Origin of the sequence: Pseudomonas sp. SB113 (assembly GCF_040754745.1) — a bacterium.
Lineage (GTDB): Bacteria > Pseudomonadota > Gammaproteobacteria > Pseudomonadales > Pseudomonadaceae > Aquipseudomonas > Aquipseudomonas grimontii.
In genome coordinates, this window is record NZ_JBFMHW010000021.1 from 64,394 (window position 1) to 88,113 (window position 23,720).

At 56.0% G+C, this 23,720-nt stretch carries 22 protein-coding genes, 1 other RNA gene and 1 pseudogene; 11 read left to right on the plus strand and 13 right to left on the minus strand.

Annotation, left to right across the window (positions count from 1 at the left end; translation table 11 throughout):
- Positions 1-12: 12 nt before the first annotated feature.
- Positions 13-573: a nucleotide exchange factor GrpE gene (gene grpE / locus AB1462_RS23780; RefSeq protein WP_053137824.1), complete on the minus strand. Its 561-nt coding sequence runs from the start codon at positions 571-573 to the stop codon at positions 13-15.
- Between the two features lie 254 nt (positions 574-827).
- Between grpE and recN the strand changes: the two genes are divergently transcribed.
- Complete coding sequence (gene recN / locus AB1462_RS23785; RefSeq protein WP_090399734.1) at positions 828-2,501, plus strand: DNA repair protein RecN; 1,674 nt, start codon at positions 828-830, stop codon at positions 2,499-2,501.
- An 84-nt stretch (positions 2,502-2,585) separates the two neighbouring features.
- Here the strand turns inward: recN and fur are convergent, their stop codons facing one another.
- Positions 2,586-2,990 carry a ferric iron uptake transcriptional regulator gene (gene fur, locus AB1462_RS23790; protein WP_003194220.1) on the minus strand — a complete coding sequence of 135 codons (405 nt, stop codon included), beginning with the start codon at positions 2,988-2,990 and terminating at the stop codon, positions 2,586-2,588.
- Between the two features lie 98 nt (positions 2,991-3,088).
- Between fur and AB1462_RS23795 the strand changes: the two genes are divergently transcribed.
- Complete coding sequence (locus tag AB1462_RS23795) at positions 3,089-3,616, plus strand: outer membrane protein assembly factor BamE (RefSeq protein ID WP_090399732.1); 528 nt, start codon at positions 3,089-3,091, stop codon at positions 3,614-3,616.
- 82 nt (positions 3,617-3,698) lie between these two features.
- Here AB1462_RS23795 and ltrA read toward each other — a convergent pair.
- The 3 genes and pseudogenes from ltrA to AB1462_RS23810 all read right to left on the minus strand — a co-directional run bounded on the left by ltrA (position 3,699) and on the right by AB1462_RS23810 (position 6,334).
- Positions 3,699-5,121: pseudogene (gene ltrA / locus AB1462_RS23800) on the minus strand (group II intron reverse transcriptase/maturase).
- 483 nt (positions 5,122-5,604) lie between these two features.
- Positions 5,605-5,907: an RnfH family protein gene (locus tag AB1462_RS23805; protein WP_090399730.1), complete on the minus strand. Its 303-nt coding sequence runs from the start codon at positions 5,905-5,907 to the stop codon at positions 5,605-5,607.
- Positions 5,900-6,334 carry a type II toxin-antitoxin system RatA family toxin gene (locus AB1462_RS23810; RefSeq protein ID WP_090399728.1) on the minus strand — a complete coding sequence of 145 codons (435 nt, stop codon included), beginning with the start codon at positions 6,332-6,334 and terminating at the stop codon, positions 5,900-5,902. The genes AB1462_RS23805 and AB1462_RS23810 overlap by 8 nt, the downstream gene beginning before the upstream one ends.
- Positions 6,335-6,502: 168 nt before the next feature.
- Between AB1462_RS23810 and smpB the strand changes: the two genes are divergently transcribed.
- Positions 6,503-6,985 (plus strand): SsrA-binding protein SmpB, encoded by a 483-nt coding sequence (smpB, locus tag AB1462_RS23815; protein ID WP_003176160.1) that lies wholly within the window; start codon positions 6,503-6,505, stop codon positions 6,983-6,985.
- Positions 6,986-7,020: 35 nt separating this feature from the next.
- Here the strand turns inward: smpB and AB1462_RS23820 are convergent, their stop codons facing one another.
- Entirely contained in the window at positions 7,021-7,788 is a 768-nt protein-coding gene (locus AB1462_RS23820; protein WP_090399726.1) for an FCD domain-containing protein, read from the minus strand.
- A 261-nt stretch (positions 7,789-8,049) separates the two neighbouring features.
- Between AB1462_RS23820 and AB1462_RS23825 the strand changes: the two genes are divergently transcribed.
- The 5 genes from AB1462_RS23825 (at position 8,050) to AB1462_RS23845 (ending at position 15,014) form a co-directional block, all read left to right on the plus strand.
- On the plus strand, positions 8,050-9,744 hold the full coding sequence (locus tag AB1462_RS23825; RefSeq protein ID WP_259194794.1) for a lactate permease LctP family transporter: 1,695 nt from the start codon (positions 8,050-8,052) through the stop codon (positions 9,742-9,744).
- Positions 9,745-9,850: 106 nt separating this feature from the next.
- Positions 9,851-12,661 carry an FAD-binding and (Fe-S)-binding domain-containing protein gene (locus AB1462_RS23830; RefSeq protein WP_367248039.1) on the plus strand — a complete coding sequence of 937 codons (2,811 nt, stop codon included), beginning with the start codon at positions 9,851-9,853 and terminating at the stop codon, positions 12,659-12,661.
- A 137-nt stretch (positions 12,662-12,798) separates the two neighbouring features.
- On the plus strand, positions 12,799-13,077 hold the full coding sequence (locus AB1462_RS23835; RefSeq protein WP_027605349.1) for a hypothetical protein: 279 nt from the start codon (positions 12,799-12,801) through the stop codon (positions 13,075-13,077).
- A 94-nt stretch (positions 13,078-13,171) separates the two neighbouring features.
- Positions 13,172-13,569: a transfer-messenger RNA gene (gene ssrA, locus AB1462_RS23840) on the plus strand.
- A gap of 188 nt (positions 13,570-13,757) precedes the next feature.
- Positions 13,758-15,014, plus strand: a complete 1,257-nt coding sequence (locus tag AB1462_RS23845; RefSeq protein WP_367248040.1) for an integrase domain-containing protein — start codon at positions 13,758-13,760, stop codon at positions 15,012-15,014.
- Between the two features lie 120 nt (positions 15,015-15,134).
- Here the strand turns inward: AB1462_RS23845 and AB1462_RS23850 are convergent, their stop codons facing one another.
- From AB1462_RS23850 to AB1462_RS23865, 4 genes are read right to left on the minus strand one after another with little or no spacing between them, the layout of a single operon-like run.
- On the minus strand, positions 15,135-15,404 hold the full coding sequence (locus tag AB1462_RS23850) for a hypothetical protein (protein ID WP_338648823.1): 270 nt from the start codon (positions 15,402-15,404) through the stop codon (positions 15,135-15,137).
- Positions 15,401-16,381, minus strand: coding sequence for an integrase domain-containing protein (locus AB1462_RS23855; RefSeq protein ID WP_367248041.1), 981 nt, complete (start codon positions 16,379-16,381; stop codon positions 15,401-15,403). Before AB1462_RS23855 ends, AB1462_RS23850 begins: the two co-directional genes overlap by 4 nt.
- Positions 16,365-16,718: a hypothetical protein gene (locus AB1462_RS23860; protein WP_367248042.1), complete on the minus strand. Its 354-nt coding sequence runs from the start codon at positions 16,716-16,718 to the stop codon at positions 16,365-16,367. The genes AB1462_RS23855 and AB1462_RS23860 overlap by 17 nt, the downstream gene beginning before the upstream one ends.
- Complete coding sequence (locus AB1462_RS23865; protein WP_367248043.1) at positions 16,711-18,111, minus strand: YfjI family protein; 1,401 nt, start codon at positions 18,109-18,111, stop codon at positions 16,711-16,713. The genes AB1462_RS23860 and AB1462_RS23865 overlap by 8 nt, the downstream gene beginning before the upstream one ends.
- Before the next feature lie 931 nt (positions 18,112-19,042).
- Between AB1462_RS23865 and AB1462_RS23870 the strand changes: the two genes are divergently transcribed.
- A complete protein-coding gene (locus AB1462_RS23870; protein WP_367248044.1) occupies positions 19,043-19,210 on the plus strand; it encodes a hypothetical protein in 168 nt (55 codons plus the stop codon).
- 199 nt (positions 19,211-19,409) lie between these two features.
- Here AB1462_RS23870 and AB1462_RS23875 read toward each other — a convergent pair whose 3' ends face one another.
- From AB1462_RS23875 to AB1462_RS23885, 3 genes are all read right to left on the minus strand, one after another.
- On the minus strand, positions 19,410-19,787 hold the full coding sequence (locus tag AB1462_RS23875; protein WP_028237301.1) for an Ltp family lipoprotein: 378 nt from the start codon (positions 19,785-19,787) through the stop codon (positions 19,410-19,412).
- A 198-nt stretch (positions 19,788-19,985) separates the two neighbouring features.
- Positions 19,986-20,558, minus strand: a complete 573-nt coding sequence (locus AB1462_RS23880) for a hypothetical protein (RefSeq protein WP_367248045.1) — start codon at positions 20,556-20,558, stop codon at positions 19,986-19,988.
- A 257-nt stretch (positions 20,559-20,815) separates the two neighbouring features.
- On the minus strand, positions 20,816-21,094 hold the full coding sequence (locus AB1462_RS23885) for a hypothetical protein (RefSeq protein WP_367248046.1): 279 nt from the start codon (positions 21,092-21,094) through the stop codon (positions 20,816-20,818).
- A 432-nt stretch (positions 21,095-21,526) separates the two neighbouring features.
- Here AB1462_RS23885 and AB1462_RS23890 point away from each other — a divergent pair, with 432 nt between their 5' ends.
- Positions 21,527-21,862 (plus strand): GrlR family regulatory protein, encoded by a 336-nt coding sequence (locus tag AB1462_RS23890; protein ID WP_367248047.1) that lies wholly within the window; start codon positions 21,527-21,529, stop codon positions 21,860-21,862.
- Positions 21,863-22,281: 419 nt separating this feature from the next.
- A complete protein-coding gene (locus AB1462_RS23895) occupies positions 22,282-23,598 on the plus strand; it encodes a hypothetical protein (RefSeq protein WP_367248048.1) in 1,317 nt (438 codons plus the stop codon).
- The last annotated feature ends 122 nt before the right edge of the window (positions 23,599-23,720 follow it).

Here is a 23,720-nt window from a genome sequence, read left to right on the forward strand (position 1 = left end):
TTGCGGCGGATTTCAAGCCTGCTCATCAATAGAAGGTGCAACGGGTGCAGGAGCCTTGCTCACTACCACCATTGCCGGGCGCAACAGGCGACCGTTGAGCTGATAGCCCTTCTGGAACACTTTCAACACACTGTTGGGTTCCAGGTCGTGGCTCTCTTGCATGGCCATGGCCTGGTGATGCTCAGCGCTGAACGGTTCGCCGCCTTGCGGATCAATGGCTTCGAGCTGATAACGCTTCAGGGTGTCCTGAAACATTTTCAGGGTCAGTTCGATCCCTTCGCGCATCGGACGAATGTTTTCGTCATCCGGGTTGGACAACTCAAGGCCGCGCTCCAGGCTGTCAATGATTGGCAGCAGGTCGCCTGCGAATTTTTCCAGCCCGAACTTGTGAGCTTTTTCTACATCCTGCTCGGCACGGCGGCGGACGTTCTGCAGATCGGCGGCAACACGCAAAGACTGATCCTGCGCAGCGGCCAACTGCTCTTCGAGCACTTGCACACGAGTTGCCAGTTCATCACCGACAGCCGAATTGGCGTCTGGAGTTTGCGTATCCTGCGTCTGTTCGTCAGCCATAGATTTCTCCTTTCAAAATCATGCGCGAACTCAACTCGCGCTTCTGTTCCGGTATATGGGGCCACAATTTCCAGGTTCAAGGGCGCAGGCGTTACCAAAAGTCTTTCGCCTGCCCCAGATCAACTTCGACACAATCATTCCCCTTTGCACTAAAAAACCTGGATGACCGAGCAAATTGAGCTAAGCATCAGGATTGTCAGCCCAGAACAAAACACTGTATAAATAACCAGACCTAAAGCCTGGGAGCGGCCGTCATGCTCGTGCACCTGTCTGTACACAACTACGCCATCGTTGAACATCTGGATCTCGAACTGGATCGAGGGATGAGCGTAATCACAGGCGAAACCGGCGCCGGCAAGTCGATCATGCTCGACGCCCTGGGCCTGACCCTGGGCGACCGCGCCGACAGTGGCGTGGTGCGCCCCGGCGCGGACAAGGCCGATATTCTGGCCACCTTCGACCTCGCAGACATTCCCGAAGCCGAAGCCTGGCTGGCCGAGCGCGACCTTAATAATGATGGCCCGTGCATCCTGCGCCGAGTCATCACCGCCGAGGGGCGCTCGCGCGGCTATATCAATGGAACACCCTGCCCCCTTGGCGACCTGAAGGCCCTGGGTGAACTGCTGATCGACATCCATAGCCAGCATGAACACCAGTCCCTGCTCAAAACCGACACCCATCGCCGCCTGCTCGATGAATACGCTGGCGCCACGGACCTTGCCCGACAGGTACAACTGGCTGCCCAGCGCTGGCGCCAGACCCGACAGGAGCTGGAGCGACTGTCCAATTCAGGTGATGAGCAACGCGCTCGCCATCAATTACTCAGCTATCAGCTTGAAGAGCTCGAAAGCCTGGGTCTTGGCGAAACCGAGTTGGAACAACTGGAACAGGAACACAAGAACCTCACCAACGCCGAAACCCTGCTGGGTATCTGCCGCCAGGTGGTGGAGCAATGCAGCGAGAGCGACTCCGGTAATGTGCTCAATGCACTCACGGCCAGCCTCAATCGACTATCCAGTGTTAACAGCGCTTCAGGCTCACTGAGTGAAGCCACCACCCTACTGACCAGTGCGCAAATCCAAGTAGAAGAAGCCGTAGGCGAACTCAATCGCTTTCTTGATCATTTCGACGCCGACCCGGCGCGCCTGCAGGAAATAGAAGAGCGCCTGGACACCATCTATACGCTGGCGCGCAAACATCGAATCCAGCCCACCGAAGTGGCAACAATGCAGCAGAAACTGCTGGATGAAATCGAGACCCTGAACGCGAATGATGAATCCATTGAGCGACTAGGCGAAGAGCTCGGCTCTTTTGCCCGCCACTATCAGGAGAAGGCCCGCGAACTGAGCGATCTGCGTCAACAGGCAGCCACCAGCCTGGCTGGCGCCGTCGAGCAGGAAATTCAACGCCTGGGCATGCCGGGCGGACGCTTTACCATCGAGTTGCGCACCAACGCCAGCAATGAGCTGCAGCCCTACGGCCTGGAACAGGTAGAGCTACTGGTCAGCGCCAACCCTGGGCAACCGCTCAAGGCACTGGCAAAAGTGGCGTCTGGTGGTGAGCTGTCGCGAATAAGCCTGGCCATCCAAGTAATTACCGCGCAAACCTCCCGGGTACCGACGCTGGTGTTCGATGAAGTAGACGTAGGTATCGGTGGCCCCACCGCGGAAATCGTTGGTCAGCTACTGCGCCGCCTGGGGGATCGCGGCCAGGTACTGACCGTCACTCACTTGCCACAAGTCGCGGCCCAGGGGCATCAACACTTGTTTGTGCACAAGGTGAGAGGCAGCGATGCGACACGCACAGCGGTATCCAAACTGAACAAGTCGGAGCGCGTGGAAGAAGTGGCACGGATGCTCGGAGGGATCGACTTGACCAAAGAGTCTTTGGCGCACGCGAAGAAAATGGTCGTAGCCGCCAAGGCTTGAGCCGGACTTTTCCTTATTATAGAAAGCACGAAGGCGACCCTAGGGTCGCCTTCGATCGTTTCGCTGAGCAATTCTGCGTCTTTTTTACTTTTTCTTACGGATGTACAACACGAGATTGTGGTCAACCAAATCGAATCCATGCTCCTCAGCAATCTTATGCTGCAGCGCTTCGATCTCCGGGCTGGTGAACTCGATAACCTCATTGGTATCCAGGTCAACCATGTGATCGTGATGACCACCGTCAGCCAATTCGAACACTGCGTGACCGCCGTCGAAATTATGACGAACCACCAGCCCTGCGGCTTCAAACTGGGTCAGTACACGGTAAACCGTGGCCAGGCCGACGTCCTCGTTAGACTCCATCAGCGCCTTGTAAACATCCTCGGCACTCATGTGGCGCTGCTCAGCAGAATCGAGCATTTGTAGAATCTTGACTCGTGGCAGAGTCACTTTAAGACCGGCTTTGCGTAGTTCGCTATTTTCAACCATGGTTAGCTTTCTCGCGGATGCTGCTTCGCAGCTTCTCTTAATACGGGTATGATCGGCGTTTACGTTGTCCCAGCCAAGATAGTGGAAGTCGCCCACCGATGCAAAACACCAAGCTCTTGCTAACCAGTTTCACCTTTGTGGGACTGCTCGCACTCGCCGGTTGTTCATTCCCCGGGGTTTACAAAATCGACATCCAGCAGGGCAATGTCGTCACGCAGGACATGATAGACCAGTTACGCCCGGGAATGACCCGACGGCAAGTACGGTTTATTATGGGCAACCCCCTGCTGACCGACACTTTCCACGCCGATCGCTGGGATTATCTCTACAGCCTGCAGCCTGGTGGCGGTGAACGCCAACAGGAGCGCGTCAGCGTCATTTTCAATGGTAATGACCAGCTTGTCAGCCTGTCGGGTGATTTCATGCCAGGCGTAAGCCGGGATCAAGCACTGCTCGGCAACGATAACGGCACGAACGTGACTGCACCTGTGCAGGGAAGCGAGAAACCGAAGTCCGAAGTGCCGGCCAAACCAGGCTCCTTGCTCGACAAGATCCAGAAAGACGTCGACGGGGTCGAAACAGTCCCCGTCCCGACGCCTCAGCCTCTGGACACCAGCCCGCAGTAACGTTGCGGCGCATCGAGTAGGAGGCGGATTTACATCCGCCGTCCTCTCACACCACCGTACGTACGGTTCCGTATACGGCGGTTCAGGTTATGCGGTTAAACCGGTTTATCGTATCCAGTATCGAGACCAAGCCAAGCTGGTCCCACCCCTTCCTCGGCAGCGCCTGATTCATGTGTGGCGCTGCCGAGTTCCACCATGGGCCTCGACCGTTAAAGGCAGATTTACAGGCGCGATCTTCAGTGAGCCCCAAGCGTATTAGGTTACGCGCCCTCGTAGAGGGCCGTTTCCATTGGCGCCACAAGACACACCGAAGTTTGTGCCGCACCCAACCGTCTAACTTTTCGAGGGCCCTTTTGCCCTGACTCAGCTTGAAGTAGCCCGCCCAACCGCGCAAAACAGGGTTTATTCGCTCGATAGTCCTGACCATCTTGCAACCACGCGCTCCGCGCAGGAGGACTCTGAGTCGATCCCGCAAACGGCCCAAGCTCATCGTCGCCACTCTTAGCCTCGGCTGGTGATGCCTGCTCATCCCGTAGCCCAGGTAATCGCAAACCCAAGGCCGTGCCACGTGGCTCTTTTCCCGATTCAGCGTCAGTTTCAGTCGCTGACTCAGGAAGCGTTCGACCCCAGCCAGCACTCGATCGCCAGCACGACGACTGCGTACATAAATGTTCGCATCATCGGCATAGCGCACAAAGCGATGGCCCCGCCGCTCCAATTCGCAGTCCAGTTCGTTGAGCAGGATGTTCGACAGCAACGGCGAGAGCGGGCCGCCTTGCGGCGTCCCTTCCTGCCGTCGGCTGGCGATACCGCCCGACATAACTCCCGCTTCAAGGTAGCGGCGGATCAGTCTGAGTACGCGTTTGTCTTCGACATGACGCTCAACTTTGGCCATCAACACGTCGTGATTCACTCGATCAAAGAACTTCTCAAGATCAAGTTCCACGCACCAGCGGTGACCCGCCGCCACATGGTCGCGAGCTGTTTCGATGGCTTGATGGGCGCTTCTGCCCGGACGAAAGCCGTAGCTGTAGTCCGAGAACAGAGAGTCGAAGATCGGCGTGAGCTGTTGCAGCAGCGCCTGCTGGATCAGGCGATCCACGACATTGGGAATACCCAATTGGCGTGTTCCACCCTTGGGTTTGGGGATTTCGACAGCGCGTACACCTTGCGGGTGATACTCACCGGCCAGCAACCGAGCTTTGAGGATCGGCCAATACTGTTTCACATAGCCCGCCAACTGGTCGACCGTCATGCCATCGGCACCCGGTGCGCCCTTGTTGCTGACTACGCGTTGATACGCACGCTTGAGGTTGGCGGGTGCAAGCACCCGCTCCATCAGCGTGTCCGGCTCCGCGTTCGTCCACGTCACAGACGCCGCCGATGTCTGCGCACTGCCAGCCGCAAGCCTCGGATTCCGTCCGGGACTTGGGGTTACAGCTCTCGTGTTGAGAGATTTCTGCTTTATCGACATTCGACGAGACTCTGACGCCTACTGGCGGCATAACCTGTTCGGCCCTTGGTGGCGTGGTTTTTTTTTTCGCCACTTACTACGGCCTCGGCTGACTTCTGCAGGTTCATCCCGCCGCCTCTCGACGCTCGGTAGCACAGTGGCAAACCTGCAGATCTCCCAGGGTAATTCGCGCGACCTTCCTGCTTATGCCTGTCGGATATACGTCGTAGCGTTCCGCGCAAGTATTGGGCTTTAACGATTTGTGCCGTCTTACCCCGCTACGCCGCCTCTATCCGCTTCCTGTTCGTCAGGCCAGCATTTTGCCTCGGGCTTCCTTCAGATTCGCAGTCGCCCGCGACACCCTTGCCTCTGGCTAACACTTCCCCTTGCCGGGTGTGTAGAGGACTTTCACCTCCAAGTCACCAGCGAGGCCACCACAGCCAAGCTGGTTGCGCTTCGCGCAACGCGCCATGCCTGGCGCACACATAAAAAAGCCCGGCATGCCGGGCTTTTTGTTACCTGTCGTTTAGCCAGATTATGGATTCTGCCGCTTTGCCAGCGCCGCCTTGGCCGCACGCAGCCTGCGCACTTCTTTAGGGTCTAACAGCAAGGGCCGATAGATTTCAATGCGATCGCCCGATTGCACAGGGCGCACCTCAGCATCCGTAACGACCTTACCGAATACCCCCAAAGGGCAATCAGCCAGATACAGTTCAGGAAACTGCGCAGCCATGCCTGACAACTGCACCGCCGCGCGCAAACTGGTTCCCGAAGCCACCGTCAACGCCAGCAAAACCTGGCGATCCTCGGCGGCATATACCACCTCAATCTCAACCATGCTGCTGCTTGGCTCGTTGGCAGAATGCATCCACCAGGGTATTGGCCGCCTGATTGAACAACGGCCCCAATGTCGCCCGCACAATCGGCCCAGCGTAATCAAACGACAGGTCCAGGCTGATCTTGCAGGCCTTTTCGGTAAGCGCCTTGAAAACCCAGACACCATGCAGTTGGGTAAACGGCCCTTCCTGCAGATTCATTTCAATGGACTTGCCCGGCACCAGCACATTACGCGTAACAAAGTGCTGACTGAGTCCGCCTTTCGCCACCCCCAAACTGGCAACCATATGTTCATCACTGCTTTCCAGCACCTCGGCAGTTGAACACCAAGGCAGGAATTCCGGGTAACGCGCCACGTCGTTGACCAGGTCATAGAGCGCCTGCGCCGGATAGGGCAGCAGGGCCGAACGTTGAATATGCGTCGTCATGTGTGCGTGATTTCCACAGCTGAGCGGCAAACATCGCGAAAGAACAGTCCGATCCGCGAAAGAAAAAAACCAAAGAACTGCCCGTATTGTCCGGGATTCGACCAACACGCTCAAGCACGCAGGTTGACCGTAGCCGACACGCTCGCAACTCCCTATAATGCCGCCCCTATGGCTAAACAAAAGAAACACCCCACAGGGACCATCGCGCAAAATAAAAAAGCGCGACACGATTACTTCATCGAACATCGGTTCGAGGCTGGTCTGGTCCTGGCCGGCTGGGAAGTAAAGAGTCTGCGTGCCAGCAAGTTGCAACTGGTCGACAGCTACGTATTGCTCAAGGATGGCGAGGCATGGCTGCTCGGCAGTCATATCACCCCGCTGACCACCGCGAGCACCCACGTGATTGCCGATCCGGTGCGCACGCGCAAACTATTGCTCAATGCCCGTGAACTGGAAAAGCTCGCCGCAGCCGTACAGCAGAAAGGCTACGCCTGTATCTGCCTGTCCTGGTATTGGAGCAAGCATCTGGTCAAGTGCGAGATTGCACTGGGCAAGGGCAAGAAGGAATACGATAAGCGTGATACTGAACGCGAACGCGATTCCAACCGCGAACTGCATCGCGCCGTTCGCAACAAGGGCAAGGAAGAATAATCCTTGTGTCGATGTAGCCTCGGGACTTCCCTCGGCTACATCCCCTTGCGTCGCTCCGCACGCGCCACGCGCTGAACCTCTTGACGCACTTCCTCCAACACTTCCTGCACGTATTCCAGGTGACGAGTCGAGACTTCCCGCGCCTGCTCGGCCCGCCCCTCGATAATCGCCAGGTACAGTTCCCGGTGCTGACTGATCAGCATGTCGCGCGTCTCCGTACGTTGCTGATACATGCCACCAATGTTGGTCACCACGTTACGCTTGAGCAGGTCGAACAAGCCGCGAATGGTGTGCAGCAACACCGCGTTATGGCTGGCCTCCGCAATGGCCAGGTGGAACCTTGCATCCGCAGCACCCTCCTCGACCCGGCTCACTTCATCAACGCGGGCGTAGCAATCCTGCAACGCCTCGAATGCAGCGGTCAGCCGCTCACGGTCGACCTCAGTCGCGCGCAATGCTGCGTAATAAGCACAGGACGCTTCAAGGGTCTGGCGAAACTCCAGCAGGTCACGCTGGGCCTCGGGATTGTTTTCCAACAGGTGCAACAGCGGATCGCTGAACGTCGAGCCCAGTGACTCGGCAACATAATTGCCCCCACCCTGACGGCTCACCAACAAGCCCTTGGCCGCCAGTTTCTGAATCGCCTCCCGCAACGACGGACGCGACACACCAAACTGCTCAGCCAAAGCGCGCTCGGCCGGCAAGCGTTCACCCGACTTCAGCGTGCCCTCGAGGATCATCCCCTCAAGCTGCTCGACAATATCGTCAGACAAACGGCGCTGACGCACCTGATCAAACCCCATAACTCACTCTCCACCATCCCGACCACTCGCCGGGGCCTCTATTCTGGCCTATCACCGCCCTTCCAGCACCTATCAGAACCGCTTCGATTCACCCAATCAGGCCACCTCGCCTGCCGAGCTACGACCAAAGTTTCGCGAGCGGCAAATTGACACATCCCCCGAAGACTTTTAACCTAGCCTCCAGCGATTGTAAATTGGTATTACCAATTATCCAAGTCGACTGAAAAGTGCCTGACCAACAACAATTAGGGGCCACCCCATATGCAAACCTGGCAACAGCTCTACAGCCCGCTCGGCAGCCTCGGCCTGTCCGCATTGGCCGCCGTCATTCCGATCGTGTTCTTCTTCCTGGCTCTGGCCGTGTTTCGCCTCAAAGGCCACGTGGCCGGCAGCATCACCCTGGCTTTATCGATACTGGTGGCGATCTTTGCCTTTCACATGCCGGTGGACATGGCGCTGGCCGCCGCCGGTTACGGTTTTGCCTATGGCCTGTGGCCTATCGCCTGGATCATTGTCGCGGCGGTGTTTCTCTACAAACTCACCGTCAAGAGCGGCCAGTTCGAGATCATCCGCAGCTCTGTCCTGTCGATCACCGATGACCAACGCCTACAGGTACTGCTGATCGGTTTCTGCTTCGGCGCATTCCTGGAAGGTGCTGCCGGTTTCGGCGCGCCCGTGGCGATTACTGCCGCACTGCTGGTAGGCCTGGGCTTCAACCCGCTGTACGCGGCCGGCCTGTGCCTGATTGCCAACACCGCCCCCGTCGCCTTCGGCGCCCTGGGGATTCCGATCATCGTTGCCGGGCAGGTGACCGGTATCGATGCCTTCAAGATCGGCGCCATGACCGGCCGGCAGTTGCCACTGCTGTCGCTGTTCGTACCGTTCTGGCTGATATTCATGATGGATGGCCTGCGTGGTGTTCGCGAAACCTGGCCGGCTGCGCTGGTCGCAGGCTTGAGCTTTGCCATTACCCAATACTTCACGTCCAATTTCATCGGCCCGGAACTGCCGGACATCACCTCTGCCTTAGCCAGCCTGATCTCCCTGACCCTGTTCCTGAAAGTCTGGCAACCCAAACGCACTGCGGGTGCGCAGATTGCCGGCGCCACGTCCGACGTAGCGATTACCGCCAGTGCCGGCGGTTTCGGCCTGCCGCGCAGCACCGTTGCCTCGCCTTACAGCCTGGGGCAGATCTTCAAGGCCTGGTCACCGTTCCTGATCCTCACCGTGCTGGTCACCATCTGGACTCTCAAACCGTTCAAGGCGATGTTCGCCGCTGGCGGTTCGATGTACAGCTGGGTATTCAACTTCGCGATCCCGCACCTGGATCAAATGGTGATCAAGGTTGCACCAATTGTGACCAACCCGACTGCAGTTCCGGCAATATTCAAGCTGGACCCGATCTCGGCGACTGGCACCGCGATTTTCTTCTCCGCACTGATTTCGATGCTGGTACTGAAGATCAACATCAAGATTGGTCTTACCACTTTAAAAGAGACTTTCTACGAACTGCGTTGGCCGATCCTGTCCATCGGCATGGTGCTGGCATTCGCCTTCGTCACCAATTACTCCGGCATGTCTTCGACCATGGCACTGGTATTGGCCGGCACCGGCGCAGCCTTCCCGTTCTTCTCGCCTTTCCTCGGCTGGCTGGGGGTTTTCCTGACAGGCTCCGACACTTCGTCCAATGCCCTGTTCAGCTCGCTGCAAGCCACCACGGCGCACCAGATCGGCGTCAATGACACGCTTCTGGTAGCTGCAAACACTAGCGGCGGCGTGACCGGCAAAATGATCTCGCCGCAATCGATCGCCGTGGCCTGCGCGGCTACCGGATTGGTGGGCAAGGAATCCGACCTGTTCCGCTTCACGCTCAAGCACAGCCTGTTCTTCGCCACGATCGTCGGGCTGATCACCCTGGCCCAGGCTTACTGGTTTACCGGCATGCTCGTGCACTAAAGCCGCAAGCAATAGGGTAATAACCGACGCCGGGCTGTAACCTCGGTGTCGGCTTTGCGCAATCGTGTCAATACGGCGCCCAGGGGGTGCTGATCCTGGAGGACCAATGAGTCTGCCTGCCGCTTTCCTTGCTGACGTCGCACAGTTGATCCCAAAAAGTCGGCGTTTCGACGATCCACTTTCCACCCTCGCATTCGGTACCGACGCCAGCTTTTACCGATTGGTCCCACAACTGGTGATCCGCGTCGAGTCGGAAGACGAAGTGGTGGCGCTGCTGAAACTGGCCCAGCGTGAACGTGTGCCGGTAACCTTCCGCGCAGCCGGCACCAGCCTGTCCGGGCAGGCGATAAGCGACTCGGTGCTGATCGTGCTGGGGGACAATTGGAACGGCCGTGAGATTCGCGGGCAAGGCACTCAGATCCGCCTGCAACCCGGTGTGATCGGCGCACAGGCTAACGCCTGGCTGGCGCCATTCGGACGCAAGATCGGCCCAGACCCGGCGTCGATCAATGCCTGCAAGATCGGCGGAATCGTCGCCAACAACGCCAGTGGCATGTGCTGCGGTACGGCGCAGAACACCTACCACACCCTGGCCGGAATTCGTCTGGTCCTGGCTGATGGCAGTCGCCTCGATACAGAAGACACAACCAGCGTTACCGCGTTTCGTGAACAGCACGGCGCACTGCTCGAGCGCTTGGCGACACTCGGTCGTGAGACGCGGGCAAACGCCGAATTGGCAGCCAAAATACGCCACAAATACCGTCTGAAAAATACCACCGGCCTGTCACTCAACGCCCTGGTGGACTTTGATGATCCGCTGGATATTCTCAGCCATTTATTGGTGGGTTCCGAAGGTACGCTCGGATTTATCAGCGCAGTCACCTACGACACCGTGATCGATCATCCCAACAAGGCGTCGGCGTTAATTGTGTTTCCGGATGTGGAGACCTGCTGCAACGCAGTCACCGTCCTGAAAACCCAACCGGTATCGGCCGTAGAGCTGCTGGACCGACGCAGCATGCGCTCCGTGCAGAACAAACCGGGCATGCCCGCATTCGTACAGCACTTGTCAGAAAATGCCTGCGCCCTGCTGATTGAATCCCGTGCCGCGTCGCCGTCATTGCTGCATGAGCAACTGGCGCTGATCATGGCGTCGCTGGACGGTTTCCCAGTAGAGAAACAGGTCGACTTCACCGAAGACCCGGTGGAAAACGCACGCCTGTGGGCAATCCGCAAGGACACCTTTCCCGCCGTAGGTGCTGTACGCAAAACCGGCACCACGGTAATCATCGAAGACGTCACCTTCCCGGTCGAGCAACTGGCCATTGGCGTGAACCGCTTGATCGAACTGTTCGACAAGCATCACTACGACGAAGCCATCCTTTTCGGACATGCCCTCGAAGGTAATCTGCACTTTGTGTTCACCCAAGGCTTCAACAGCGCGGATGAAGTCACACGCTATCAAGCGTTCATGGATGACGTCGCGCAATTGGTGGCCGTGGAGTTCGGCGGTTCACTGAAAGCCGAGCACGGCACCGGTCGTAATATGGCACCGTTCGTCGAGCTGGAATGGGGCAGCGATGCCTATCAACTGATGTGGCAACTCAAACGCCTGCTCGACCCCAACGGCATTCTCAACCCGGACGTAGTGCTCAGCGAAGACCCGCAGATTCACCTCAAGCACCTCAAACCCCTGCCGGCGGCCGACGAGCTTGTGGATAAGTGCATTGAGTGCGGCTTCTGTGAACCGGTGTGCCCATCGAAAGGCCTGACGTTGAGCCCGCGCCAGCGCATCGTGATCTGGCGAGATATACAGGCGAAAAAACGCGCCGGTGTCGACACCACCGAATTGGAAGCGGCCTACCACTACCAGGGCATCGACACGTGCGCCGCTACGGGCTTATGCGCTCAGCGCTGCCCAGTAGGAATCAATACCGGCGACCTCGTGAAAAAACTGCGAAGCCGTGACGCCAACCGTACGAAAACCGCCGAGTGGCTGGCCACCCATTTCGCCACCGCCCTGCAAGGCGCGCGCTTTACCCTGCATGTAGCCAATGGCGCACGCATGCTGCTGGGGGCGCCTCGCCTGGCGAAACTGTCGGCCACCGTGACCAAGCTCTCCAAGGGGCAAATCCCGCAGTGGAGCAACGCCATGCCACAACCGGAAAAAGCCATTCGCTTCAGCCCGGTGGTGACGGATGAGCGGCCACGCGTGGTCTACCTCGCGGCCTGCGTCTCACGCGCCATGGGGCCGGCGGCCGGTGATAAAGAGCAGATGTCGCTGTACGAAAAAACCCAGGGCCTGCTGGAAAAAGCCGGTTACCAGGTCGTGTTTCCCGACAATCAGGACAGCCTGTGCTGCGGTCAGCCTTTCGCTTCCAAAGGCTATGCCGAACAGGCAGAACACAAACGCCAGGAGCTGATCGGCGCCCTGCTCCATGCCAGCCGCGGCGGCCTGGACCCAATTTATTGCGACACCAGCCCCTGCACCCTACGCCTGGTGCAAGACCTCGACGAAACGCGCCTGGACCTCTACGACCCCGTACGTTTCATCCGTACGCACCTGATGGACCGTCTCGATTTCACACCGCAAGAGGCGCCGATCGCTGTACACATCACCTGCAGCACGCAACACTTGGGGGAAAGCCAGGCGCTGATCGACCTGGCCCGTCGTTGCGCGAAAACCGTGGTGATCCCGGAAGGCATCCACTGCTGCGGGTTTGCCGGCGACAAGGGTTTCACCACGCCGGAACTCAACGCCCACTCGCTGCGCTCCCTCAAGGATGCAGTGCAGTTTTGCAGTGAAGGGATCTCCACCAGCCGCACCTGCGAGATAGGCCTGAGCCAGCATGGCGGCATCGACTATCACGGATTGGTGTACCTCGTGGATCGCGTGACCCAGGCTCGCGCCCACTAATCCCGCAAAAAAAACAGAACCCCTGCGCACCGGTGTAGTCATCTGCATAGGCCTCGGCAAACGAGGCCCATCAGTGATGTCGCTGGCAGCCCTTGAACGCCAGCAGCGTCGAGCCTTTTTGCGCAAGGAGATACCCTATGAAGCGTTCCGCTCTTGCTGGCTTGTTCATTACCGCTGCGATGCTGGCGTCCCCTGCTTTCGCTGCTGGCGAGCCCGATCTGTGCAAGATCAACCTGGACAAAATCAACAACGGTAAAGCGCTGCTCGCCACCGACACCAGTGGCAAAAGCGGCGAAATCGACACGGCCGTCTCCCAGGCCAAGGCGGCCCACGCGGCCGGTGATGACAAGAAGTGCATCGAAATCACCTCCAAGGCCCTGCAAGACCTACAGAACCTCGATAAAGGCGGCCAGTAAACGACAGGGCCAACCTTCGGGTTGGCCTTCCGTGACGGTTTGGCGTACACTGCACAGGCTTGTCACTCACTATGAAACAACGAGTTACAAGCACGGGGCCGTTTAGGATTCGACGCCGGTCGCGAAACTTTAGGTGCATGCCGAGTTGGTAACAGAACTCGTAAATCCACTGTTGCAACTACTTATAGTTGCCAATGACGCCAATCCAAGCTGGGACAACTCCATCGCTGCGTAAGCAGCCTTAGAGCCTGAGCTTCTGGTACCTTCGGGTCCAGCAATCACCAGGGGATGTCTGTAAACCCAAAGTGATTGTCATATAGAACAGAATCGCCGTGCAGTACGTTGTGGACGAAGCGGCTAAAACTTACACAACTCGCCCAAAGCACCCTGCCCTTCGGGTCGCTGAGGGTTAACTTAATAGAAACGGCTACGCATGTAGTACCGACAGCGGAGTACTGGCGGACGGGGGTTCAAATCCCCCCGGCTCCACCACTTCATCATCTAAAGACGTCCACGGACGTCTTTTTTTGTGCCTGAAATCCAGTGAATACGGGGGGTTTCAGGGCTGCGGGGGGCTCTCCAGGTTTTTTGAGTTCCAGACGGTTTGGTATTCCCAATGGTATTCCCGGCTACCCGGCGCTAATCTTGGGAATACCAAAAGGTGTCATGGAGTACTTCTCATGTGCGCTCAAACCACCCGCCTCTCCGACCGCCAGCTCAAGGCGGTCAAACCGAAAGACAAGGATTACGTCCTCACCGATGGCGACGGGCTCCAGCTACGAGTCAGGGTCAATCGCTCGATGCAATGGAATTTCAACTACCGGCACCCCGTCACCAAAAATCGAATCAACATGGCGCTCGGCTCTTATCCTGAGGTTTCTCTTGCACAAGCCAGAAAGAAAACCGTTGAGGCCAGAGAGCTGCTTGCACAGGGCATCGACCCAAAAGCTCAGCGCAATGAGCTTCAGGAAGCCAAACGAGCGGAAACGGAACACACCTTCGAGAACGTGGCCACCGCCTGGTTCGAGCTGAAGAAGGATTCCGTCACGCCGGCGTATGCCGAAGACATTTGGCGCTCCCTGACACTGCATGTTTTTCCGAGCATGAAATCAACGCCTCTCTCGGAAGTCAGCGCCCCAATGGTCATCAAGCTCCTTCGTCCGATTGAAGCCAAAGGCAGCCTCGAGACAGTTAAGCGAGTGAGTCAGCGCCTTAACGAGATCATGACCTACGGGGTCAATTCCGGAATGATCTTTGCTAACCCTCTCAGCGGCATTCGAGCGGTCTTCAAGAAACCCAAAAAAGAGAACATGGCCGCGCTACCAGCTGATGAGCTTCCCGAGCTCATGATGGAAATCGCGAACGCCAGCATCAAGCGGACGACCCGCTGCCTGATCGAATGGCAGCTGCACACCATGACCCGCCCCTCCGAAGCGGCGACCACCCGATGGGCAGATATCGACTTCGACAAACGCATCTGGACCATCCCTCCGGAGCGAATGAAAAAGCGGCGTCCGCATACAATCCCGTTGACCGAACATGCACTCTCATTATTGGAGACGCTTAAACCCCATAGCGGCCACAGGGAATATGTGTTCCCGTCAGATAGAAACCCGCGCACCCACGCGAATAGCCAAACAGCCAACATGGCGTTGAAGCGGATGGGTTTCCAGGACCGCTTGGTCAGCCACGGCATGCGCTCCATGGCCAGCACAATCCTGAACGAGCATGGATGGGATCCGGAACTGATCGAAGTCGCGCTGGCGCATGTCGACAAGGACGAAGTTCGGAGCGCCTACAACCGGGCGGATTACATCGAACGTCGGCGCCCGATGATGGCCTGGTGGAGTGAACATATCCAGAAAGCGGCTACCGGCAGCCTGTCAGCGTCGGCCATCAATCAAACCAGGGACCGCAAGGTGGTGCCGATACGCTGACATCACGGCGACAGTTCATGCCATCCGTGTAGTGGAGCTTGCCAGCGCTTCTTCGGCCAAGCCCCTGAGTATGGGAAGGCTCCGCATTCCCATACTCAGGGGCTCACGCTTAAAGGTCTATCAGGCAACCACGGCTTTTGCCTTTCTAAGGCGGATCAACCCTGCTGTTAACTCGTAGTAGTAGACGGTAGCTGGAGCTGAGCATCGCAGGTAGTGCTCCAGAAACCATCTCACGTGCTTTTCTCTCCAGGACCAGGGAGTCGCGCAACCCCAGCGTTCACGAATCACCTCGTGCATCCTTTCTGCTTGCCTGATGTGCCGCTGCCGCGTGGCATGCGCACCTTTGAGCACAGGGCTCAGAAACAACGCTATGTCGAACTCAGACGTCATCGCCGACCTCCGATGTAGGCACTCACCACATCGATGCGGTTATGTCCCAACTCGTGGCTGATCTGCTTACGGGCTCGTTGATCAAGTGCTCGATCCTCTTGATGAACACGGCCACCATTAACGGGTGCAGGAAAGCCGATTAGCTGCTCATAGCGCTCACAGGCGTAGGCCGCCCGCAGGTCATGAAAACCTTTCAATCCATACTCATGCAGGATGTCCCGTGCCGGTCGCACAACTGCCTGCATAAAGTCTTTATAGCTTTCGTCGGGCGCCAACAAATTCCGGCTGCCATTCGGTAAGGTCGCGCTGGCCCAACCCAGGGCATCGCGAACTTGATCCGTTGCCGTAATCCAGCGCGGTGCCGAGGCCCCTGATCGACCACCTTTGGTGCCATCCTGGATGTTGATCTTGCCCAGTTGCCGAACCTCACGTTGCAGTCGGGGCAGATCGGCCAGGATCGCTTCGCGCAGGCGCATACCAGTCTCACGGGCGAGGAGCAAAATGGCACTTACCCTCGATTGCTGACGATCTGACAGCGCCCGCGCGATCAACTCGACCTGCGCACGGTCTTGGCCTTGCGGAGCCTCACTACGCACGCTTGAGCGCTGCAAGCCCAGCGCCTTACTCGGACTCGGGATTTTGACGTACTGATCACCGCGTAGCGCGGCCATCGTTCGGTTCACGCTGGACAGTCGGTTCTGCGCGGTGGCAATGCCGACGTTGCCCTGATCAACCTGCTCCCGCACGTGGACGGCGTACCGCATGAGGATCTCGCGGTCTATCTGGCGCGCGTCGTTGACCCTCGGTCCTTCATCGGATCGACACCAATGCACGAACGCCTGCCAGCGATCACTATGGGCTTTAACGGTAGCAAAATGGCCGTCGCCAAACAGGTCTTTCAAGGCTTGCGGTCCGGCATAGCTGAGCTGGCGACCGAAGCCGAAATTGCGCCCCACTCGCTTACCGACCCGAGCCATTTTTCTGTTCCTGATCGACTGCCGCGAGATCATGCAAAAGGGCTCGCCAGTGCGCACTTACAATCGCGAACTGAGCCCAATCAGTCGGGCGAAAACACAGCGTGTTGTCGGTGACGTAAAGATGCGCACCCTCCTCTTTCAACCATTGAATAATGGCTGTCGTAGAGGCGATAGCTTTATGGGTGATGGCGACACTGGCGACAGCGGCGACAACCCTTGTCCTGCCTTGTTTTGAGCGTGGCGACAAAGTGGCGACAGTAGCGGCGACAAATCGCGCTTTGGGCTCCTTTTGACGCTGAGCCAGATGGTTGCGCAGCGCTTCATCAAGATTAAACATGGCGCACCTCGAAGGTGTGGCCATCAGTGATCAACCACTGATGATCAATCAACTCGACCAGCAGCTTGGCGGCATGACGACTGCTCTTGCGGGCAAAGCGGGGACCGTTGCGATTCAATTCACGAATACTGAAACGCTTCCAATCTTTGACCTGTAGCCATCGCAGCAGCCGGTCTGCCTCCTCTTTTACTCGACACACCGGCTCCTGCTCAGTCAGGCGCTGGATCTCGTTGAGGTAGTAGCCGACTAAAGCGGAGGCCCGTTGGATATGGTCGACCTCCACGACGCTGCTCTCCTCCACAACTGCAAGAATGCCGGCGACACGCAGCAGGTTATCTGCGGCCTTTGATCCGCTGGGCCGTACGCTGGCCAGCTCGCCAAACTCCCCCAGCTGAGCTTCGATAGCATCATGCAAGTCAATCCAGCGACGACGCGCCAGCGGACTGAGACTCAGCTTTGACAGCTGCAAGGCTCCGTCAGCGGAAAGTGACCAAGGCTGATAAAACAGAGCCGAAAGGCGGTGATGATAGCGCTTGAGGGCGGCGTCTTTGGACAAGTCGACAGCCTGGTAGCTACGTTGCCCGGCTAGACTGGTTGGCCAGGTCATCAAGCAGCGCCCTAGAATGCCTTGCCCCTGCAGCAACGGGTCACTGAGTAACTGCGTGGCTAGATACGGTTGCAGCATCAGGTGCAGGCTCAGGCGTCGGTCATATGCTCGTAGGCTTTCGCCTGCCATAGAGCGAGCACGATCAATCGGGCTACCGTCCCAGAGTGACGATAAGGTCGTGACCGCTTTCAAACGGTTGTCCCGACTCATGGTGCTGCTGCCGAGGAATTGTCCGCCCTCGTCACAGAACAGGCCCATGCTCGGCAAGTCATGGCAGAGTCCCTTGATCAGGGCCTCGATAGTCGGATCCGTGGTGATCAGCCTAGGGGCGGAAGGCCCCGCCTCGAGCGGTACGCTGTTTGCGGGGGAGAGATCGGCAGGCTTGATAAGCGGCGCCTGCCGCTGTGCGGCACGGTACAGGGCGAGTTGTTCGCGGTAGCGCTGCCACTGTTCACGCTCCCATTGCCGTGCCGGCAGCAACGCACATCGGTCTGCGGCGGTCTTGCGATCACCTGACGCGGCCACCGTGATCAGGTACAGCGACAGGGGATAATTTCTCCCGTCGAGCTGTAAGCCCGCATGACCTTGAGTGGCCAGCGCCGAGGCAGCCAACACTGATTGCGCGGCCAATGCCTGGGGCACGCCGATGACCCCGGCCATTCGTTCTACCGCAGGCCCAAGAATCCCACCCAGTGCCTGCACTGGATAAGGCTGGGCCACGGGATTCGACTCAATCAGCGGTCGAGGTGGTCGCGGTAGCTCAAGCTTCGGATCTAACTGCTGCATGGGCCCTCTCCTCGTTCATTGCTGGTTGTCCTCACGTAGTCCCGCCACGGCTGTTGAGTGTTATCAGGGATCAAGGCCCCTGCGGCCTGTGAGGTGTTCACTGACGTGGAACGAACGGCTCCTTACGACCGGGAGCAAGGGCATGACCCCATGAATCTGGCCTCCTTAGACGCATCCGAAGATGCGGGCGGGTGGAGGCTGTGCCGACTGACGAGTTCGGCACCTGGAGATCCTGAGCGGGAGAAGGCAACAACATCGGCACCTGGGGCATGCCTGACTGTCAGTCAGGTGCAGCCTTTCCATGGGCTGCGGCACTGGTGCCTGTGTTATTGCGGATGGCGACGAATCGGATTTGTCAGGCCGATTGTCACGAGGAGAGTTGCGGCAATGCCTTGTACGACGTGGCTTGCAGCAGCGGTACGAGCGCCCGTCTCTTTCCAGGAGAAAGAGACGGGCGCGGATTGGCGCAGCTAAGTGTGCCGAGAGATGAAGTTGCTGCAGCGCAGCGAGGAAAGTCCATCGTCTGCCGCAGTGGGCAGAACAGTCGATTAGGCATCCATCACTCCTGGGGAGTGACCGTGCGAGCCGCCGGACGCTAATCGCACTTTGGGAGAACCACCACGCTAATGGCGTAGCCTTTAAGGTTCTGGCTACCTGGGCAGGTGCTGTCAACGACCGCTATCCGTGCGCCAATTTTTATACTCACTCGAAATAGCGGTCAAGCGTAATAGTCAACGCGTGCAATAAGTGGCGACTGTCGCCGCTTTTGTCGCAATGCTCCAGACCACGTTCTACGTGGGTTGTCGCCGGCGTCGCCGCTGTCGCCACACATACATCCATGCCCAACGAAAATATTCGCGCACATTGAATGGCGCTGCGCTTGATGGAAATCGCGGGCAATTACTGACGAGTGAAAGCAGGCGTGGCGTTCATGAAGTTTGAACATGGAGGGGTAGAGCGCGGCGGCGGAGAGAAAAAGCGAGTGAACCCTCTGATCGGCGCGATCAAAGATCGCTTGATCGGAGGGTTTTGGCGAGAAAAGCAAATCTCAAATATCAATTACAGACTCAGGCATCAAAGCTGGATGATTGGGAGGTGACTGCCTCACGTCGCATGATCAGCGTCTGCTGCAACCGCAGCAAAAACCTGCTTCAAATGCCTCTTGCGGATCACCTGGACGATGACGTTTTCGGTTCTGAGACAGCGCCCACCATAACGGTAATGATGAGCCCTCAAGCCAAGTCTCTGCGCAACGAACACCCTCCTTTATTACCGGAGCGAACTCATCACGCCGTTTTTCAGCAACCATCTGCATGTTTTGCCCCGTAGGTTGCTTGGTCCACAGTGTATTTTTCTCCAGCACTCGAGGAAAGTTGCTTAATGAGGCCTTTGCACGAGAAGCCCATCATATTGAGATACTGCTTCGCAGACCTAACCGCCTGCTGATTCCAATCAATATTCATGCTGTCCACTGCTATCGTAGCGTCAGAAACGTCGAAACCCTCTCCAGCATCAGATGAAAGCTGATGAATAAGCCCATTCCGTGAGAAGCCCGTCATGCTGAGATACTGCTTCGCTGATCTGACTGCATTATTTTGAGGTCCAGTCAAATCTCCAGCCCATGAGGGAGCAGCAGCAAAAAAAGTGACAGCCAATATTACTTTCAAAAAATTCATCGGAATATCTCCAGACCCCATGTAGCGCCTCTAACGGCCTTAAAATTCTTGTCTTACGGCTCAACTTTACATGACACGTCCCTTTGAGGGGACTGAGCGAATTTCCTCGGCTTTCACCTGGTCAATCAGTGCCTGCAGCTGCGGAGATAGGCCAAGAATCACGTTTATTGCGAGAGTCATTTTTCCTTGATTACTGAGCTACCGGACGACGTTGAACTCAACAGACTCGTGGCTAGCTAGACAAGCCGCCTTCTTGTCGACGCCATTTAATTTTAAGTCATAGGTTAGACGTACTGAGCCGTTCGGAGCTTCGTAAAAGCCTTGGTTGGCAATTGTAGCGCCGGGAAGTTTCTCAGCCAATTGGCCTGCACAACGAGGTTCCGCATACGCACGGGAAACCGGATCACTCGTAGCCGGCGTGCCCATCTCGATCTGTGTCCGAGTGTAGAAGGTGTTGTAAAGCTGGCCGCTTCTCACTTCTTTGCACTGTACATAAAACTTCGGGTCCACTGGGTCAGAGTCGGTATCGGGCATCGCATACTCAACTGAGGAGCACTTCTCCTGCCTGCGGTGCATTTCAACCAGCGGAGCGAGCAGCGGTTGCCACTTAGCAAACTTGTCCAGTTTCTTACAACCTTCCCCGCAGCCGCCGATCTTTTCGGGAATGGCGCCGGGTGTGATCGGAGCAAGGTGAAGTACAGTTGCTGGCTTGGATTCCTGACCACAGCCGGCCAAGAGCACGGTGACGCTTAAAACGATGAGATATTTCAATGCGGAGTTTCCTTTTTCCGTCAATTAGTATTTTCGAGACTTCGTTTTGCTGAGTTGACGCAATCGCCGTATCCGCTAGCGTCCTCGCTGTCATCGTAAACTTCATCGCAGATCTGCTTCGCTTGCTGCGTCGAGGATGCTGTATGTGCCGGTGGATTGCAGGCTGAAGTATTCGCCGCAATTATCGCGGCGATAATCAAACCTAAAGCTATCAGCGTATGACGGGGCTCCATGCTTCGGTTTCCTCGAACAGTTTGTCAGTCGTTGTCCTTGCCTACCGTCACTCCATCCACTGTCAGGGTCAGGAAAACAGGCCAAGTCGAGCCGTTCTTGATATCCCACACATAAAAGTGCTTGCCAGGAGCGCCCATGATCTGTGAGTTGTCCTCGACCTGGCGTCTCGCCTGCTCATCCGGCGCGATTACCTGGACGGCGTAACACGGACGGCCGGTATCTAAGTCATACGGACCAGCCTGTCGCCGCAATCGAGAGCCGGGGGGCAGAGTGATTTTGTGTTCGTTTTTGCCACTGCTCATGATCTTTTCCTCGAACTCGTTGCTGCATTGATAAAGCGTTCATAAGTCCTCGGCCATAGACGCCTCAAGCTTGGCCCAAGCAAGCTTCTTGAAGGGCAATATTAAAACACCTGAAGGGCAGCAATCGGCCGATTCTGTTGAAAAAGTCGGCTTCGAATTCCACGGCAGAAAAATACGCGCCTGAGATTGAAATCTGAATTTTTCGCAGTAGGTTCAGGACTCGGATTTCTCGTAACGACGTGCAAAACAGGTGTTTTCACCCATCAGTATTCGAGCGTTTTGTGCAAACCGACTTTTTCAACAGAGTCGGCCAATAGCAGTCAGTCGGATGCTCCCAGCAAAGAAGTACGATTCACGCTGTTACAAAATACCTTCTCAGTATTTTTCAGGGTACGACTACGCTCAGTGATCCTAGACCACTGAGGTTTCGTTATGACAAATGGAATTTTTCACGTTGATTTTCGCGCAAGCACTGGTGACTACGGTGATGGGTTGGTGGTTGTAAAAGATGGCACAGTAAATGGAGGTGATCCTCACTACTTATATCAAGGGAAAGTACCTACCGAATCGGGCTCGTTTGAATCTCAATTCATTGTGAGAAAGTGGCGCGATGGTAATACAAATGTGGTTGGGGTTGATAATTACACCCTTGACGCAAAGGGACACGTCAACTACGAAAATGGAACCCTTGAATTGCAGGGTAGCGTGTCCGGTGCCCCTCACCTGACCATCCAACTGAAAGGGAAAAAAATTCAAAGCGCTATCTAAGTCAGTTGAGTAGATCAGTTGAGACTGTCGCTAATAATAGCGGCAGTCTCTTGTGCGATCTGAACGGCCGAGGCTGAGCTGTGACGACCGACAAAAGTCGGCCAGAAACCGCCGGTCAAATGCGACCCGAAACATAGCCCCCATAGTCAAATCTCGTAGTGAGTTGGCTTCCCTGGGGAAATTGTATATGATTCGACCTTGATCGCGATAAAGGCCAGCCGCCATTATTGATATAAGTATAACTGAATGATTTAAGAGCAATCCAGATAGATTTATTTGTCGCCCTCAGATTGAGCACCCATAACTCTACCGAAAACTAAACCGCATGTGTAAAAATCGAAACATCATAATACGCTTCGTAAGTTAACTGAAAGACCTATCGCTGAATTGGAGATCACGTGAGGACTCTGGAAAGTATTTTGAATGACCTACAAACTCTCGAGGTGAGGTTTCAGGCGCACGAAAGAGAGTGGAAGTATCTTAAAAGTCATCATGAATTTCAATTCGATGCAGGTATGAACTTCAAGATTGCAAAACTTTATGAAGAAGGTTGCAGCTGTGCTCATTACTTGGCTGGTGGTTTGAACACCAATGACCTCAAAAACTCCTCGGTACTACTTGATGAATACATTTCACAGGTGATATCCGCCACGCCAGAAGAAGGCTACTACAAAAATATACGCAAGCACGCAGAGGATGAAGCAAATAGTAAGTACCCAACAAACTACACTGTCAAATACATGCTCAGGCAGTATGAGCAACAGTGGGCGGACATACAGCGAGCGCAGCAATTCATCAATGAACTTAAAGGGCTTTCAAATTATCAACCGCTGCGTATGCTTGACCCTATGCAGGTCATTCGAACACGCGTGAAGCACTGGGAGCAGAACGCCCAACTTCACGTGAATGCTAGCGAAACCAATTTAAGATCTCATCTTGTCTCAGAGCTACGAGAAAAAGGATTCAATGCCACCGCTGAAACCCATGCTTTTTTGGGGCATTGCGATATTGTAATCAGCCACCCTCAAGGATCAGAGGAAATTGGAAATTTATTAGTTTCGGAGTGCAAATTCTGGGATGGTCCGATGGTACTGTTCGACGCGATATCACAGGTTTGCGGCTACACAACTCCTAATGACATACACGCTTCTGTAATAATGTTTGTTAGAACAGATTTTAAAGATGCCTGCGACAAAGCGCTGCAAACCCTTATCACGCACCCATGCTATGGTGGTAACGCGAAAGGAAAAGACTATATAGAATTCTTATTGAAGCCCGCTCAAAATCCGGACCTTAAGATTCAAGCCTCCCTACTGCTATGTAACTTAACCATAAAAAAATATACTCGCGCGGAAATCATCCCGTCCCCAGTCAGGCAATTCAACAAATATTTAGAAGATGCATTTGGAGAAGGTGAATGCAGGTGCTCCCGCTGCAAGGAAAGTGGAGGTGACGAAACTGGATATTCCTTCAAGCATACGTTTGAATTTTCTGGAGACCCTGTTAATCGCCGGTTCTCCATAACCACCGCAGATACTGTTTTGAGCGCATTGAAAAAATCCTGGCTATCCTTCTATAAAAAAGAAATGATAACCCTTGGTGATTTCCCATTAGATTTTATCGAAAAATTTGTCGACTCAGAGCTTCAAGATCGGTTGAGACCGCTGTTTTTGGCTAGTGGGTTGGCGATCGAAAAAGACGAAAAGCTAATTTTTAACTATCACTCAAACTACTAGGCTAACGACTGCCATCGGTGAGCTACTGGTTCCGCACACAACTGTATGGGTTAGGTGCCGCACCAGCCCCTGTAGCTCCATCAGGGCGACAGCTTAGGCGCTGGCCTATGCATTCGAGCAGG